10 protein-coding genes are annotated in these 13,233 nt (G+C 69.7%); 6 read left to right on the top strand and 4 right to left on the bottom strand.

Annotated features, from left to right (window positions below; genetic code table 11):
- Positions 1-6: 6 nt before the first annotated feature.
- From RZE77_RS17850 to RZE77_RS17825, 6 genes are read left to right on the top strand one after another with little or no spacing between them, the layout of a single operon-like run.
- Complete coding sequence (locus RZE77_RS17850; protein ID WP_319438601.1) at positions 7-813, top strand: transporter substrate-binding domain-containing protein; 807 nt, start codon at positions 7-9, stop codon at positions 811-813.
- Positions 814-845: 32 nt separating this feature from the next.
- A complete protein-coding gene (locus RZE77_RS17845; RefSeq protein WP_319438600.1) occupies positions 846-1,601 on the top strand; it encodes an amino acid ABC transporter ATP-binding protein in 756 nt (251 codons plus the stop codon).
- The gene (locus RZE77_RS17840; protein WP_319438599.1) at positions 1,601-2,344 is read left to right on the top strand and encodes a sugar phosphate isomerase/epimerase family protein; all 744 of its coding nucleotides are present in this window, start codon (positions 1,601-1,603) and stop codon (positions 2,342-2,344) included. The genes RZE77_RS17845 and RZE77_RS17840 overlap by 1 nt, the downstream gene beginning before the upstream one ends.
- A 10-nt stretch (positions 2,345-2,354) precedes the next feature.
- Positions 2,355-3,308 (top strand): sugar kinase, encoded by a 954-nt coding sequence (locus RZE77_RS17835; protein ID WP_319438598.1) that lies wholly within the window; start codon positions 2,355-2,357, stop codon positions 3,306-3,308.
- Positions 3,309-3,310: 2 nt separating this feature from the next.
- A complete protein-coding gene (locus tag RZE77_RS17830) occupies positions 3,311-4,294 on the top strand; it encodes a 2-hydroxyacid dehydrogenase (RefSeq protein WP_319438597.1) in 984 nt (327 codons plus the stop codon).
- 7 nt (positions 4,295-4,301) lie between these two features.
- The gene (locus RZE77_RS17825; protein WP_319438596.1) at positions 4,302-5,327 is read left to right on the top strand and encodes a LacI family DNA-binding transcriptional regulator; all 1,026 of its coding nucleotides are present in this window, start codon (positions 4,302-4,304) and stop codon (positions 5,325-5,327) included.
- 10 nt (positions 5,328-5,337) lie between these two features.
- Here RZE77_RS17825 and RZE77_RS17820 read toward each other — a convergent pair whose 3' ends face one another.
- The 4 genes from RZE77_RS17820 to RZE77_RS17805 form a co-directional block, all read right to left on the bottom strand.
- Positions 5,338-5,796 carry a RidA family protein gene (locus RZE77_RS17820; protein WP_319438595.1) on the bottom strand — a complete coding sequence of 153 codons (459 nt, stop codon included), beginning with the start codon at positions 5,794-5,796 and terminating at the stop codon, positions 5,338-5,340.
- Positions 5,793-6,773, bottom strand: a complete 981-nt coding sequence (locus tag RZE77_RS17815; protein ID WP_319438594.1) for a transglutaminase family protein — start codon at positions 6,771-6,773, stop codon at positions 5,793-5,795. Before RZE77_RS17815 ends, RZE77_RS17820 begins: the two co-directional genes overlap by 4 nt.
- 49 nt (positions 6,774-6,822) lie before the next feature.
- Positions 6,823-9,570: a circularly permuted type 2 ATP-grasp protein gene (locus RZE77_RS17810; RefSeq protein WP_319438593.1), complete on the bottom strand. Its 2,748-nt coding sequence runs from the start codon at positions 9,568-9,570 to the stop codon at positions 6,823-6,825.
- A gap of 84 nt (positions 9,571-9,654) precedes the next feature.
- Positions 9,655-13,194 carry a transglutaminase family protein gene (locus RZE77_RS17805; protein WP_319438592.1) on the bottom strand — a complete coding sequence of 1,180 codons (3,540 nt, stop codon included), beginning with the start codon at positions 13,192-13,194 and terminating at the stop codon, positions 9,655-9,657.
- Positions 13,195-13,233 lie beyond the last annotated feature (39 nt).

Here is a 13,233-nt window from a genome sequence, read left to right as displayed (position 1 = left end):
CTTTCCATGACCCGTACCACCACCCGCCGCGCTGCGCTGGCAGCTCTTGCATCCCTGGGATTGGGCGCCGCGCTCACCGTGTTCGCACCCTTCGCCTCGGCACAGTCCGTGGCCGACATCAAGAAGAAGGGCGAGATCACCATCGGCATGCTGGTCGACTTTCCGCCCTACGGCACCACCAACGCGAAGAACGAGCCCGACGGCTACGACGCCGACGTGGCCAGGCTGCTGGCCAAGGACTGGGGCGTCAAGGCCAACATCGTGCCGGTGACCGGCCCCAACCGCATTCCCTTCCTGTTGACCAACAAGGTCGACGTGCTGGTCGCCTCGCTGGCCGTCACGCCCGAGCGCGCCAAGCAGGTGCAGTTCTCGCAGCCCTACGCGGCCGCGACCATCGTGCTGTACGGCGCCACCAAGACGCCCATCAAGGCGGCCGGCGACCTGAAGGGCCTGCGCGTGGGCGTGGCCCGTGCCTCCACGCAAGACGTGGCCGTGACCAAGGCCGCGCCCGAAGGCACCGAGATCCGCCGCTTCGACGACGACGCCTCGGCCATGCAGGCGCTGATCTCGGGCCAGGTCGATGCGATCGGCTGCTCGGTGACGGTGGCGGCGCAGATTGCCAAGCGCGTGCCCGCCGGCAGCTACGAGAACAAGTTCACGCTGGTGCAGCAGTCGATGGGCATCGCGATGCGTCCGGGCCAGGAAGAGCTGACCAAGGCCGTGAACGAATTCGTCGCCAAGAACACCGCCAACGGCGAGCTCAACAAGCTCTACCAGAAGTGGCTGCAGGCCGACCTGCCCAAGATGCAGTGAGCTTCGAAGGCTGAAGAAGAAGGAATCCTGGCATGACGACGGAATCGATCATCCGCATGGAAGCGGTCAACAAGTGGTACGGTGAATTCCAGGTGTTGACCGGCATCGACCTGTCGGTGCGCCAGGGCGAGCGCATCGTGATCTGCGGGCCTTCGGGCTCGGGCAAGTCCACGCTCATCCGCTGCATCAACCGGCTCGAGACGGTGCAGAAGGGCCGCATCGTGGTCGACGGCATCGAGCTCACGGCCGGTGGCAAGAACGTGGACGCAGTGCGCGCCGAAGTGGGCATGGTGTTCCAGCAGTTCAACCTGTTTCCGCACCTCACCATCCTGGAGAACTGCACGCTGGCGCCGATGCGTTCGCGCGGCATGACCCGTGCGCAGGCCGAAGAGGTGGCCATGAAGTACCTCACGCGCGTGCGCATTCCCGAGCAGGCGAACAAGTACCCCAGCCAGCTTTCGGGTGGCCAACAGCAGCGCGTGGCGATTGCGCGGGCGCTGTGCATGTCGCCCAAGATCATGCTGTTCGACGAACCCACTTCGGCGCTCGACCCCGAGATGGTCAAGGAAGTGCTCGACACCATGATCGGCCTGGCCGAAGACGGCATGACCATGCTGTGCGTGACGCACGAGATGGGCTTTGCCCGCAGCGTGGCCGACCGCGTGATCTTCATGGCCGACGGCAAGATCGTCGAGCAGGCGCCGCCGCAGGAATTCTTCGGCAACCCGAAGGACGAGCGCACGCGCCAGTTCCTCGGCCAGATCCTGAGTTCGCACCAGGCCCACTGATGTCCTTCCAGGTACTGATTTCTCTGTCGTCCTTCGGTGCGGCCGAGGTGGGCAGGCATGGGCAGCTCTGGTGCGCGCAGATGGCGCTGGAGGCCGGTGCCGATTCAGTCGAGGTGCGCGGCGAGATGCTGCGCAACGCCGACGGGGAGCTGCCTTCGCTGGCCGGCCTGGCCTCGGTGTATTCGAGCCCCGAAGGGCTCTGGGCCGAAGGCGGCTGGCTCGACAGTGCCGCGCTGGCACGCGGCATCGCAGCCGCAACCAGGCTGGGCGCACGGCGGCTCAAGATGTCGATCGGCGACTTTCGCGCGTCTTCGCACGGCTCGCTCTGGGGCCTGAAGGTGCAGCTTGCGGAAACCCGCGTCGAACTGCTGATCGAGAACGACCAGACCGTGCGCGCCGGCACGCTGCCCGCGCTGCAGGCCTTCTTCGATGCGGCCGATCGCGCCGGTGTCGAGCTCGGCATGACCTTCGACATGGGCAACTGGCACTGGCTCGGCGAGTGCCCGCTGCAGGCCGCACAGGCGCTGGGACGCCGCGTGCGCTACGTGCACTGCAAGGGCGCGCAGCGGCTGCCGCACAAGTGGGTGGCGGTGCCGCTGGCCGACTCGGCCGCGCCGTGGCGCGCGGTGCTGCGCGCGCTGCCCGCCGATGTGCCGCACGCCATCGAATATCCTCTGGCGGGCGACGACCTGCCGGCCGTCGTGCGCACGCAGGTCGACTTCATCCGCGCCGCGCGGGCCTAGGGAGAAACACATGACAGAACCCACTGCTTTCGACGTTGCCCTGTTCGGCGAAGCCATGCTGCTGCTCGTGGCCGACCGGCCCGGCCCGCTGGAGGACGCGCAAGCATTCCACAAGCGCACCGCCGGCGCCGAGACCAACGTGGCCATCGGCCTCTCGCGCCTGGGGCTCAAGGTGGGTTGGGCCAGCCGCCTGGGCACCGACTCGATGGGGCGCTACCTGATCGCGGCGATGAAGGGCGAGGGTATCGACTGCTCGCACGTCATCTGCGACCCGGCGCAGCGCACCGGCTTCCAGTTCAAGGGCCGCGTCACCGACGGCAGCGATCCGCCGGTCGAATACCACCGCAAGGGTTCGGCCGCGAGCCAGATGGGCCCGGCCGATATCGACGAAGCCTGGCTGCGCTCGGCGCGCCACCTGCATGCCACGGGCGTGTTCGCGGCCATCTCCGACACCAGCCTGCAGGCCGCGCTCAAGTCCATGGAGGTGATGCGTGCGGCCGGCCGCACGATCTCGTTCGACACCAACCTGCGGCCCACGCTGTGGCCGTCGACCGAGACCATGCGCCACTGGATCAACGAGCTGGCCTCGCGCGCCGACTGGGTGCTGCCGGGCATCGAGGAAGGCCTGCTGTTGACGGGCCATGACAAGCCTGAAGACGTGGCGAAGTTCTACCGCGAACGCGGCGCGAAGCTCGTGGTCGTCAAGCTCGGTGCAGCGGGCGCCTACTACGACAGCGACGTGGCGGGCACCGGGCATGTCGACGGCTTCCCGGTGAAGGAAGTGATCGACACCGTGGGCGCGGGCGACGGCTTCGCAGCCGGCGTGGTGAGCGCATTGCTCGAAGGCAGGAGCGTGCCCGAGGCCGTGCGCCGCGGCGCCTGGATCGGCGCGCGCGCGGTGCAGGTGCTGGGCGACACCGAAGGCCTGCCGACGCGCGCACAACTCGAAGAAGCGGGACTCTGACCATGACGACGAAAAAGAACGTGCTTGTCTTTCGGCCCCTGCCTGAGGACCAGCTGGCGCGCCTGCAGGCTGCGCACCATGTGACCGTGGCCGATCCGCGCAAGGAGCCCGAGGCCTTTGCCGCCGCGCTGCGCACGGCGAACGGGCTCATTGGCGCGAGCCACACGGTCGATGCGGCGCTGCTCGATGCGGCGCCCGAGCTCGAGGTGATTTCGAGCATATCGGTCGGCGTCGACAACTACGCGCTGGCGGAACTGCACAAGCGCGGCATCGTGCTGTGCCACACGCCCGACGTGCTGACCGAGACCGTGGCCGACACGGTGTTCGCGATCCTCATGGCCACGCAGCGCCGCATCGTCGAACTCTCGAACCTCGTGCGCGAAGGTCGCTGGACCAGGAACATCGGCGAAGAACTCTTCGGCACCGACGTGCACGGCAAGACGCTCGGCATCCTCGGCTTCGGCCGTATCGGCCAGGCCGTGGCACGGCGCGCCGCGCTGGGTTTCGGCATGCCGGTGCTCTACCACGCACGCCGTCCGGTCGACCTGGCCGCGCAGGCGCCCGAGCTGCAGGGCCGCGCCACGCACACGCCGCTCGACGATCTGCTCGCGCAGTCGGACATCGTGCTGGCGATGCTGCCGCTGACCGACGCGACGCGCGGCATGATCGATGCCGCCTTCTTCGCGCGCATGAAGCCCGGCGCGTCCTTCATCAACGGCGGCCGCGGCGCCACGGTGAACGAAGAAGCGCTGCTGCACGCGCTGGACCACGGCACGCTGCGCGCAGCCGGCCTCGACGTGTTCGCGAAGGAGCCGCTGCCCGCCGATTCGCCGCTGCGCACGCATCCGCGCGTGACGCCGCTGCCGCACATCGGATCGGCCACGCACGAGACGCGGCACGCGATGGCGGAGCTTGCGACGACCAACCTGCTGCAGGTGCTGGCGGGCGACAAGCCGACCGCGCCGTACGACACGGCCGCGGTATGAGCCGCGCATGAACCCCAGCGGCCGCGCCACCATCGCCGACGTCGCCGAGGCGGCCGGCGTTTCCAAGGCCACGGTCTCGCGCTTTCTCAACCACCGCGAGCGCCTGCTGAGCCATGACATCGCGGCGCGCGTGGAGGCGGCCATCGCCAAGCTGGCCTACACGCCGAGCCCGATGGCGCAGGCGCTGAGCCATGGGCGCTCGCGGCTCATCGGCCTGATCGTGGCCGACATCACCAACCCCTATTCGGTGGCCGTGCTGCGCGGTGCCGAGAAGGCCTGCCAGGACGCCGGCTACCTGGTGATGCTGTTCAACCTGGGCAACGAGAGCGAACGCGAGCGCGAGGCCATCGATGCGCTCGCGGGCTACCAGGTCGACGGTTTCATCCTCAACACCCTGGGCCGCGGCAGCAACGTGGTCGATGCGGTCACGCTGCACGGCAAGCCCGCGGTGCTGGTGGACCGCCGCCACGCCGGCATGCACACCGACTTCGTCTCGCTCGACAACCACTCGGCCATGCGCGACACCTGCGGCCACCTGGTCGAGGGCGGCTACCGCGAACTGCTCTACGTGACGGAGCCGCAGAAGGGCGTGAGCTCGCGGCGCGAGCGCACGGCCGCCTTCGGTGCCTGCGTGGCCGCGCACGAGCCGCGCGTGGCGGGCGAGGTGTTCGAAAGCGTGGAGGGTGATGGCGCTGCGCTCGACGATGCATTGCGCGCCCTGCGGCAGCGCGCCAAACGCGGGCGCCGCGCGGCCGTGGTCGCGGGCAATGCGGTGGTCACGCTGCGCATCGCGCAGTCCATGGCGCGGCTGGGCTGGCAGTTCGGGCAGGACCTGGGCTTCGTCGGCTTCGACGATCCCGAATGGGCTTCGCTGATCGGCCCCGGCCTGAGCACCGTGGCGCAGCCGACCGACGCCATCGGCCGCACGGCCGCCACCTGCCTGATCGAGCGGCTGCGGGGCCTGGATGCCGCACCGCGCCAGCTGCTGCTGCCGGGGCAACTGGTGGTGCGGGGCTCGTCGCAGCCGGCCTAGGCGCCGCCGATCAGCCGACTTCGGCGATCAGCTCGATCTCGACGCAGGCGCCCATCGGCACCTGTGCCACGCCGAACGCGCTGCGCGCATGCGCGCCCTTCTCGGGGCCGAACACTTCGGCGAAGAATTCGCTCGCGCCGTTGGTCACGAGGTGCTGTTCGGTGAACGTGCCCACGGAGTTGACCAGGCTCATGACCTTGACGATGCGCGTGACCTTGTTCAGGTCGCCCACGGCCGCATGCAGCGTGCCGAGCAGGTCGATGGCAATGGCGCGCGCGGCCTGCTTGCCTTCTTCGGTGCCGATGTCCGCGCCGAGCTGGCCGGCCCACACCTTGCCGTCCTTCCTGGCGATGTGGCCGGAGAGGAAAACGAGGTTGCCGGTGCGCACGAAGGGCACATAGGCCGCGGCGGGGGCGGCGACCGGGGGCAGGGTGATGCCGAGGCTGGAAAGCTTGTCGTAAACGCTCATTGAAGATCCTTTTCAGTGGGTTGCGATTGAGTCTGTGATTGTGACTGCGCCGCCTCTTCGGCCTGCGTGCGCAGCTCTTCGATGGGGCGCACCGTCACGCCCACCTTGAGCGTGTGGCGTGCGCCGCCGTGCAGCACGCCGCGCATCGGAGAAACGTCGGAGTAGTCGCGGCCGATCGCGAGCGCGACATAGTCTTCGCCCGGCTGGCGCCCGTTGGTGGGGTCGAAGTCGGCCCAGCCGCCGGCGCTTTCGGGGCCGTCGCCCGCGCCCGGCAGGTAGACCGACACCCAGGCGTGCGAGGCATCGGCGCCCACCAGCCGCGGCTGGCCCGGCGGCGGCTGCGTGAGCAGGTAGCCGCTCACGTAGCGCGCCGGCAGGCCCATGACGCGGAAGCAGGCGATCATGATGTGGGCGAAGTCCTGGCACACGCCCTTGCGCTGCGCCAGCGCCTCGGCGGCCGGCGTGTTGATCTCGGTGCTGTCGGCGTCGTAGGCGAAGTCGCGGTACATGCGCTCGGTGAGGTCCATGGCCACGTCGAAGGTCGGCCGCTCGGGCGCGAAGCTCGCGCGCGCGTAGGACGCGAAGTCGTCGTGGCGCGGCACGTAGGGCGACGGAAACACGAACTCCGAGGCCGGGTCGAAGGTGGCGTCCTTGCGGTAGCGGAAGCGCTCGCGCACGGCCTCCCAGGGCAGCTCGCGCGCAACGCCGGGCGCGAGCTGCGGCGTCGAAGTCTCGACCACGCTTTCGGCCGTGACGACCAGGCTGTCGTGCGTGGCCTCGAGCGCGAAGAAGGCGCGGGTGTTGCCGTAGACGTCGGGCACTTCGCTGCGCTGCGCGGGCTGCGGCTCGATCGCGAGCTTGTGGCTCACGAGCCGCTGCGAGCCGGTGGCCAGCGGCTTCAGGTGGGCCAGGTGCTGCGCGGTCTCGACCGCGGGCGAATATTCGTAGCGGGTTTCGTGCGTGACGTGAAGGAGCATGGTTGTTCCTGTGGGACTGCGGTGCAAAGCGGCGCCGGGCCGTCCTGCCTCAGGCGCCGACCGAGCGCAGCGATTCCGAGGTGAGCGTGAAATAGCGCGTGCCGATGGCGTCGGACACATGGTAGGCCGCCGTCTCGCAACTGGCCAGAAGCTGGACCAGCGCCGGGTAGTCGGCCTCGGCGCCGGCTGCGCAGAGATGCTCGAGCGTCCAGGCCGCGGGGTCGGGCAGCTCGTACGACAGCGCGGTAAGCTTGCCGGGCGCGCTGCCGGCCAGGCGCGCAATGCGCCCGCGCAGCGTCTGCGTGACCCATGCCAGCGAGCGCGGGTTCTCGGCATCGAGCACCAGCAGGTCGACCAGCGTGGCCACGTCGCGCCGCTGCTGGTAGCGGGCGTGGAAGGTGATGGTGCTGTCGAACAGCGCCACCATGGCTTCGAAGCCGCTCACTTCGTGCACGGCGCCGTTCTCGAAGCCGGCCTCCAGCGCGCTCGAAAGAAAGCCCAGCCGTTCGATGTGGCGGCCGATCGACAGCAGGCGCCAGGCGTCGTCGCGCGTCATGCGGTCGGTCTGCGCGCCGGTCATGGCGGCGAGCGCGGTGCTGGCGGATTCGAGCGCGCGCAGCGCGGCGCCGGTGGCGAAGCTGCCTTCGCCGGCCTGCTCGGCCGCGCGCCGCAGGAAGTCGGCCTCGGCGCGCACGATCTGGTTCCAGGTGTCCTGCGAGAGCCGTTCGCGCACGGCGGCGGCGGCCTGCCGGATGCAGCGCAGGCTGAAGCCCACGCTGCCGCCGCGCGCCACGTCGCCGAGCTCGGCGATCAGCGCGCGTTCGAACACGCGGCGCGACTGCGGCGCGCTCGGCGCCTCGGCCGGCACCAGTGCATTGCGCAGCGCCATGCGGTGCAGCCAGTCGAGCAGCGGGCGCGACGACTGGTCTTCGCTGCCCAGCAGGTTGAGCGTGAGGCGCGCGAGGCGCACCGCGTTTTCGGCGCGCTCGGTGTAGCGGCCGAGCCAGAACATGTTTTCGGCCGCGCGGCTGGTCACGGGTGCGCGGTGCCGCGCGAGCGAGGCCGGCGTGGCATGCGGCTGCAGCAGCGTGGTGCGGTCGACCTCGCCGTGCGTCTGCACCCACACGTCGGCGCTGCTGCCGCCGCGCTGCATGGAGGCGATCTGCGCATCGCGGCCCGCGAGCCGGGCCAGCCCGCCCGGCAGCACGCGCCAGGACTGCGGCCCGTCGCTCACCGCGAAGACGCGCAGCAGCATGGCGCGCGGCGCGATGTGGCCGGGGCCCATGTCGTTGGCCCAGGTGGGCATCTGCGACAGCGGCAGGTAGCTCTGCACCGTGTGGGCCTCGCCCTCGCGCACGATGCGGCCGGCCCATTCGTCGAGTTGGCGCCGGCCCAGCTTGCTGCCGAGCACCGCGTCGAAGCTGGTCTGCCCGTCCGACCCGGGATAGGTGGGCTTGATGGCGCAGTCGCCCAGCTGCGGCAGCACCGCCTCGAGCGCGGCGCGCTCGCCGCACCACCAGGTCGGCAGCGCCGGCAGCTTGAGCTTTTCGCCGATGAGGCGGCGCGCGAGACCGGGCAGGAAGCCCAGCAGCGCGGGCGATTCGAGGAACGCCGAGCCCGGCATGTTGGCCACCAGCACATTGCCGGCGCGAATTGCCTGCAGCAGGCCCGGCACGCCCAGCGTGGAGTCGGGGCGCAGCTCGAGCGGGTCGAGGAACTGGTCGTCCAGCCGCTTGATGAGACCGTGCACCGGCCGCAGCCCCTGCAGGGTCTTGAGGTAGAGGCGCTGGTCGCGCACCGTGAGGTCGCTGCCCTCGACCAGCGTCAGGCCCAGATAGCGCGCGAGGTACGCATGCTCGAAGTAGGTCTCGTTGTAGGGGCCGGGCGTCAGCAGCGCGATGTGCGGCGGCGCGCCGGCCGGGCACATGCCCTGAAGGCCGTCCATCATGGCGCTGTAGGTGGCGGCCAGGCGCTGCACCTGCAGGGCCTCGAAGGCCTGCGGGAACTGGCGCGTGATGGCCAGGCGGTTCTCGAGCAGGTAGCCCAGGCCCGAGGGTGCCTGGGTGCGCTGCGACACCACCCACCAGTTGCCGTCGGGCCCGCGGGCGAGGTCGAAGGCCGCGATGTGCAGCCAGGTGTCGCCCGGCGGCTTCACGCCGTGCAGGGCGCGCAGGTAGCCGGGGTGGCCGCACACCAGCGCCGCCGGCAGCAGGCCATCGGCCAGCAGCTGCTGCGGGCCGTAGACATCGGCCATGACGCGGTCGAGCACGCGCACGCGCTGCAGCACGCCGGTCTCGATCTGGCTCCAGCTCTCGGGCGAGACGATCAGCGGGAACAGGTCGAGCGACCAGGGCCGCTGCGGGCCATCGGCGTCGGCATAGACGTTGTAGGTGACGCCGTTGTCCCGGATCTGCCGCTCGAGGCTGACCGCGCGCCTTGGCAGGTCGTTGAATCCGCCCGGGCCGAGCTGCTCGAAGAAGTCGTTCCAGGCGGGCGTGAGGGGCGGGGTGTCGCCGGAGGCGGGCTGAAGGACCTGGGCCTGCGTTTGAGCCTGCGTCTGGGACTGAGACTGGGACTGCGACGGGCCCGGCAGCTGCGCCGCAGCGTCGTAGAGCATGGGCGGCATCGGCGCCAATGGCGCTGCCCCCGCGGCCGGCCGCGCCGGCGGCACGGGCGTGGCCTGCCCGCGCAGTTCGTCGAAGTGGCCGGGCAGGGCGGCCGGCGCGAGCGCCGACGCCAGGGCGGCTGGAAATTCCAGCGCCTGGGCATCGAACAGGGATTCGTTCAGGGGTTCCACAGGAGGTGGATTGTCACATTGCCGTCACCGGTCGGATGACGGGCGATGTGCTGAATGTCCTCTTGCGGGCTTTTCAAATCCCTCTCAGCGTCGCAAATCGAGCGTGAACGGGAATTCGCGGCTGCCCGCGAGCTCGATGGTGGCCGGCGGCGTGCGCATCAGTCCCGGCGTGTGGCCCATCTGCGTGAAGCGCGACATGCGCCGGCTTTCCGCCTCGTAGGCATTGACCGGGAAGGTGTCGTAGTTGCGCCCGCCCGGGTGGGCCACGAAGTACTGGCAGCCACCCAGCGAGCGCTTCATCCAGGTGTCGACGATGTCGAAAGTCAGCGGCGCATGGGCGCCGATGCTCGGATGCAGCGCCGACGGCGGGTTCCAGGCCTTGTAGCGCACGCCCGCCACGAACTCGCCGACGGTGCCCGTGGGCTGCAGCGGCAGCACCTTGCCGTTGACGGTGATCACGTGGCGGCTTTCGTTCAGGCCGGTCACGCGCACCTCGATGCGCTCGAGCGACGAATCGACATAGCGCACCGTGCCGCCGGCCGAGCCTTCCTCGCCCATCACGTGCCAGGGCTCGAGTGCATTGCGCAGCGACAGCTCCACGCCCATGGCCTGCACCTGGCCCACCAGCGGAAAGCGGAACTCCAGGTGCGGCGCGAACCAGTCGGCATCGAAGGCGAAGCCGGCCTGGCGCATCTCGCTGATCACGTCGTCGAAATCCATCTTGACGAAGGTCGGCAGCAGGAAGCGGTCGTGCAGCTCGGTGCCCCAGCGGGTGACGGGCGCCTTGTACGGCTCGTCCCAGAAGCGGGCCACCAGCGCGCGAATGAGCAGCTGCTGCGCAATGCTCATGCGCGCATGCGGCGGCATCTCGAAGGCGCGCAGCTCCAGCAGGCCGAGGCGGCCGGTGCTCGAATCGGGCGAGTAGAGCTTGTCGATGCAGAACTCGCTGCGGTGGGTGTTGCCCGACACGTCGATCAGGATGTTGCGCAGCGTGCGGTCCACCAGCCAGGCCGGCATGTTCTGGCCGTGGATCTCGCGGCTCCTCGCGATTTCCTTCAGTGCAATTTCGAGCTCGTAGACCTGGTCGTTGCGCGCCTCGTCCACGCGCGGCGCCTGGCTGGTCGGGCCGATGAACATGCCCGAGAACAGGTAGCTCAGCGAGGGGTGGTTGTGCCAGTAGAGCAGCAGGCTCGCGAGCAGCTCGGGCCGGCGCAGGAACGGGCTGTCGGCCGGCGTGGCGCCGCCCATCACGAAGTGGTTGCCGCCGCCGGTGCCGGTGTGGCGCCCGTCGGTCATGAACTTCTCGGCCGAGAGGCGGGTCTCGAACGCGGCGTTGTAGAGGAACTCGGTGTGGGCGACCAGTTCCTTCCAGTTGTGGGCCGGATGGATGTTGACTTCGATCACGCCGGGGTCGGGCGTGACGGCCAGCATCTTCAGGCGCGGATCGCGCGGCGGCGGATAGCCTTCCATCACGATGCGCATGCCGAGCTGCTGGGCGGTGGCTTCGACGGCCGCGACCAGGTCGAGGTAGTCCTCCAGGCGCGCGAGCGGCGGCATGAAGACGTAGAGCACGCCCGAGGCGCTGCCCTTTTTCTCGGCCGCGGGGCCGTTGGCGCGGCGCGGATCGCGCACTTCGACGCACAGCGCGGTGCGCGTGACCCAGTGGGCCGATTCGCCGCGCACCGGCTGGCGCGTGGACGGCGTGGCGGAGGAACGGGTGGCTGCTGCTGCGTCGGCTGAGGCGGCATCGCTGCTCGCGGCTGTGCCTGCTGCGGCCGTTTCGCCCGGCGCCTGCATGCGCAGGGCCGCAGGCACCACCGGCGGCGCGCCGAAGGCATAGGGCACGGCGCCCAGGTCGGCGCCCGTTGCGCCGCCGGCCGGCACGGCATAGCGCGCACGGTAGTCGGCCGAACTCGGCAGCGCGGCGCGCGGCGCGGTGGGGTCGCGCTCGACGAGGTAAGGGTAGTCGCCCTTGCTGGCCCAGGGCTGCGAATCGAGCGGCAGGCGGTAGCCCATCGGCGAATCGCCCGGGATCAGGTAGAGCCGGTCGTCGCGCAGGAACCAGGGGCCGGTCTTCCAGCCCGGGCCTTCGAGCGCGGGCGCGTCGGCATCGGCATTGGCGGGTTCGAGCGGCAGCATGTAGCCGATGACCGCGTCGAGCTTCTGCGTGAACACGCGGCGCAGGCGAATGCGCTCGAGCTCGTCGTCGAGCTTCGACTCGAAGGGGTCGACGTTGACCGGCAGGCGGCGTTCGCGCCAGAGGTAGTAGTAGACGTCTTCGTAGCCGGGCTGGACGTAGCGCTCGGTGATGCCGAGCTTGTGCGCCAGCACGGTGGTGAAGCGGCGCGCGTCTTCGCTCGTGTAGTGCGTGGGCACGCGCTCGTCGGCGAAGAGTTCGGGGTCGTGCCAGAGCGTCTGGCCGTCGGCGCGCCAGAAGATCGACAGCGCCCAGCGCGGCAGCTGCTCGCCCGGGTACCACTTGCCCTGGCCGAAATGCAGGAAGCCGCCCTGGCCGTACTCGGCGCGCAGCTTGTGCACGAGCTCGGTGGCATAGCCGCGCTTGGTGGGGCCGAGGGCATCGGTGTTCCACTCGGGCGCGTCGCGGTCGCTGGTGGCCACGTAGGTGGGCTCGCCGCCCATCGTGAGGCGCACGTCGCCGGCTTTCAGCCGCGCATCGACCGCGTCGCCGAGTGCGAGCACCTCGGCCCATTGTTCCTCGGTGTAGGGCTTGGTCACGCGCGGCGATTCGTAGATGCGCGTGACCTTCATCTCATGGCCGAAGTCGACCTCGGCTTCGTCCACCCCGCCTTCGATGGGCGCGGCGCTCGAAGGCGTGGGCGTGCAGGCGAGCGGGATGTGGCCTTCGCCGGCCAGGAGGCCAGAGGTGGCATCGAGGCCGACCCAGCCCGCGCCGGGCAGGAAGACCTCGCACCAGGCGTGCAGGTCGGTGAAGTCGACCGTGGTGCCGCTCGGGCCGTCGAGCGCCTTGACGTCGGGCGTGAGCTGGATCAGGTAGCCCGAGACGAAGCGCGCGGCCAGGCCGCAATGGCGCAGCAGCTGCACCAGCAGCCAGCCCGAGTCGCGGCAGGAGCCGCTGCCGCTGGTGAGCGTTTCTTCCGGCGTCTGCACGCCGGGCTCCATGCGGATCAGGTAGTTGACGTCCTGCTGCACCTGCTGGTTGAGGCCGACCAGGAAGTCGATGGTGCGCTGCTCCTTGCGCTCGATCTTGTCCAGGTAAGCCGACAGCAGCGGCGTGGGTTCCTCGGTGACGAGGTAGGGCGCGAGTTCCTCGGCCTGCGAGGCGGTGTACTTGAACGGGAAGTTCTCGGCCTGCGGCTCGAGGAAGAAGTCGAAGGGGTTGTAGACCGCCATCTCGACGACCAGGTCGACCGTGACCTTGAACTCGCGCGTCTTCTCGGGAAACACGAGCCGCGCCTGGTAGTTGGCGAACGGGTCCTGCATCCAGTTGACGAAGTGCTCGGCCGGCTCGACCTGCAGCGAATACGAGATGACGTTGCTGCGGCAGTGCGGCGCGGGACGCAAGCGCACGACCTGCGGGCCCAACTGCACCGGGCGGTCGTATTTGTAGTGGGTGACGTGGTGGAGTGCGGCGTGAATGGACATGCGTTTTGTGTGCAGTACTGCGAGATTGCATCGAAAAGA

The sequence above is a fragment of the Variovorax sp. SPNA7 genome, assembly GCF_033807855.1.
GTDB lineage: Bacteria > Pseudomonadota > Gammaproteobacteria > Burkholderiales > Burkholderiaceae_C > Variovorax > Variovorax beijingensis.
Note: the sequence above shows the minus strand (reverse complement) of the source record. Positions and strands in the feature narration are given on the sequence as shown.

Coding starts and splice junctions, on each gene's coding strand:
- RZE77_RS17825 (WP_319438596.1), top strand. CDS start 4,302: ATGAACCCCAGCGGCCGCGCCACCATCGCCGACGTCGCCGAGGCGGCC.
- RZE77_RS17850 (WP_319438601.1), top strand. CDS start 7: ATGACCCGTACCACCACCCGCCGCGCTGCGCTGGCAGCTCTTGCATCC.
- RZE77_RS17835 (WP_319438598.1), top strand. CDS start 2,355: ATGACAGAACCCACTGCTTTCGACGTTGCCCTGTTCGGCGAAGCCATG.
- RZE77_RS17820 (WP_319438595.1), bottom strand. CDS start 5,796: ATGAGCGTTTACGACAAGCTTTCCAGCCTCGGCATCACCCTGCCCCCG.
- RZE77_RS17815 (WP_319438594.1), bottom strand. CDS start 6,773: ATGCTCCTTCACGTCACGCACGAAACCCGCTACGAATATTCGCCCGCG.
- RZE77_RS17840 (WP_319438599.1), top strand. CDS start 1,601: ATGTCCTTCCAGGTACTGATTTCTCTGTCGTCCTTCGGTGCGGCCGAG.
- RZE77_RS17805 (WP_319438592.1), bottom strand. CDS start 13,194: ATGTCCATTCACGCCGCACTCCACCACGTCACCCACTACAAATACGAC.
- RZE77_RS17845 (WP_319438600.1), top strand. CDS start 846: ATGACGACGGAATCGATCATCCGCATGGAAGCGGTCAACAAGTGGTAC.
- RZE77_RS17830 (WP_319438597.1), top strand. CDS start 3,311: ATGACGACGAAAAAGAACGTGCTTGTCTTTCGGCCCCTGCCTGAGGAC.